1 protein-coding gene is annotated in these 2836 nt (G+C 46.8%); it reads right to left on the reverse strand.

Annotation, left to right across the window (positions count from 1 at the left end):
- On the reverse strand, positions 1 to 2586 hold a 2586-nt coding region (locus tag HZR20_RS14280), incomplete at its 3' end, for a hypothetical protein (RefSeq protein ID WP_181687418.1).
- Positions 2587 to 2836: the final 250 nt, after the last annotated feature.

A 2836-nucleotide genomic window follows, 5' to 3' on the forward strand; every position in this document is an offset into this window, starting at 1 on the left:
AAATGTACTGAGGCCAAACCCTTCGACATCTCCATCATAGTCGAAAGAGTCAAACCATCCTATATCATCGAAAATCTCTCGAAGAGTAAACTGGTCTTCAAAACTTTCCACATAGCTTTGCTTGAAGTTGGAAACCTTCTCAGAATCTAAGTCAGATTCGATGATGTAGTCTTCTTCCCTCCTTTCAAGAATCTCCTCCATCTGGTGATGCAGAGCCAAGAAGACCTCTTTCTTCTCCTCCACCCTCTCCAATTCCCTCTGCGAGATATCCAGCCTCTCCAGATCACTCCTTGAAACCGACTCAATAGCTTCCTCAAGATCAGGATAGCTAGTTCTGTCAATATCAATATTCGCCAGGGGATTTCTATCCTCTTCCAGATCGTCAACCTCGTATTCGTCCGGATCTATCAACAGCATCCCCATTGCACAGAAAAATTCCTGGAGCCAGGTGTGGACAGCCGGTTGACTCATGCGAGCCCCTCCAAAGATATCTACATCATCGAACTCCCACCGCATCAAGTCAAGACGCATATCCCGAATCATGCCGAAATAGGCCGAAGATAGCTTCTGAAAGCTCCCATACTCTTGTCGGATTGACTCTTCGAACATTTCCTGAAACACCCCCTCAGGAATATCCTCATTCAGTAGTGCCTGGTAACCAGATGCAGCCGAAATAAACCTCATCTCATCAAACCGGTCTTGGAGATCCTTCACCGCCTGCTGTTGTCTTTTCCTCAGCTCCAATTCTCTCTCGTACCTATCTTGGTCCTCCTCCGACTCGGCCTCCTCAATCTGCCTTTCCAATTCAAAGATTTCCTCTTTTGGATCCACAAGTATGAAGGCTTCTTCCCCGAGCTTCCACAACTTATTGAATGACTCAGAATCAGCCTGTTCTATCGAGTGCCGGAAGGTCTCCTCGATAACTTCATAGTAGCTCTCAAGATCAGAGATAGCTGTTTCAACATCTTCTTCAGAATGAGCTCTACCCAAAGAAGCAGTTAGCTGTGTCTGAAGATTCTGAAGAGAAGACAGGTGATCATGAATTGCCTCCTCGTTGTCCTCAGAGCTCGATGCAAGAACACGGTAAAACCCTCCGTATAATCCCATAAAGTCGTCAAAAAGGTTGATCTCACTCTGGCGGTGGAAACTAAGGCAAACACCGTATATCTCAGATCCGACCGTGGTAATAAGATCGAAGTTCCCGGTGTCGGCCGCTGCTTCAAAGATACGGTAGAACTTCCTACGAACCCTTCTCACCAGTAAACGGATTGGAGAAGGAGTACCGCTATAGTTGGATGCAGCCCAGTGAACCGAACGCTGACCCCCGTCCGTCACACCAGCTGAGGCATTATCTCCGGTCAAGACAATCTGCCTATTCAACTCTGTAGCATACTCAAGAAGCTCCGTATAGAAACCTAAGAAATTCCTCAAACCAGAAGAATTCAAATTACTGATCGCCTCCCGGCTGGCGTCATCAATCTGATCCATATTCTCATCAATCATCTTTTCACCTGTCCTCCACGGTTGGCCAGAGCTACAATGAACTGCCCCAGATAGTCTCTCAGCAAAGTCATCTGAAACCTCCATCGGGTCAACTTGATTAACGTCGACAGAGACTATATCCGACTCTGGGCTCAACTCATTCCCAACACCCAGACTCAACTGTAACGCATCTTCTCCGGGGCCTCCCAATCTTCTCTCCTCCTCTTGGCAGGCACGTCTCAGTTCCGGAAGATCAATATCTGCAATAAAGCCTTCCAGACCGAGATCCCGAGCCGAGAAAACACGACCATCTCTGTCTAATCCGGTCCTAGCGATATCTGGTAACCCGTCTTCAAGATACTCATTTGAAATCCGCTGCCGATTTTTATCCCGAAGTTGAAAGTCCAGTCCTCTCTTCACAAGGTCGATAGTGAACTCATCAAGCGGATCATCGAAAACCAACTTGGCAACCCTATAATACACATATCCTATGCTGACAACAGTCCCCAGAAAGACAAAGAAGGTGATATCAATCAAGAAAGGGTGGATTGCGTTCGGTGACTGGTAGAAATGCAGATACGCGATCAGTCCTGATGAGAATAAGGAGAAGTAGAGTACCGGCATCACACGAGAGGCTGCCAAGAACTTCTGGACAACACCCTCCTGGTATCTACTCCGATAGATCTGGTCCAAAAGGAAGATCAAAACGATGAAACTCAGGCTCGTTATCGTTAGCTGTGCCTGCCAACCTGTTTGAATCAAATCCTCGCTAAGTAAACTTGTAAAAGGGGAGTCTAGGATAGCAAGCGCAAACACCAGCACAAACCCAACTAATAGAGCCCACACAAAGCTCCAGTACGTCCAAAGAGACTCCCTACGGCTCAGATACAGTTTCTTCAGGAACCACCACAACCCATTATTGCTAATCTCTTTCCTGACCATCTTGAGCCTGAGAGATCCTCCCCGAACTCTGAGCCAAGGATTCCGATTGCGAAAAGATCTAAGCTTCGGCAATATGAGCGAGACAAATCCCAGCAGCGCAGAAAATGTGACTACAAGACCAGCTGCCAGAGATCCGATATCTACACCGCCCAATCCGAGCATTGATCGACTTTCGGACCCGAATATATAAATAATTCATCTGTTCGTCTTCCGAAACTGGGAGCCAAGTAGAGAAATAATATAATTTGTTGACCCAAAACCTGCTGTACAGGGATGAACTCAAACTCAGAAAGACGTGAGACGATAGAACTCTATCTTGACAGTGAAATAGGGTTCGAGGAAGTTCAGCAGAATATCAGAGAGGAAGCTGCGAAAACGGTACAGGAAGCAAAGGATCAGCTGAACAAAGGAG

Origin of the sequence: Halorhabdus salina (assembly GCF_013839425.1) — an archaeon.
Lineage (GTDB): Archaea > Halobacteriota > Halobacteria > Halobacteriales > Haloarculaceae > Halorhabdus > Halorhabdus salina.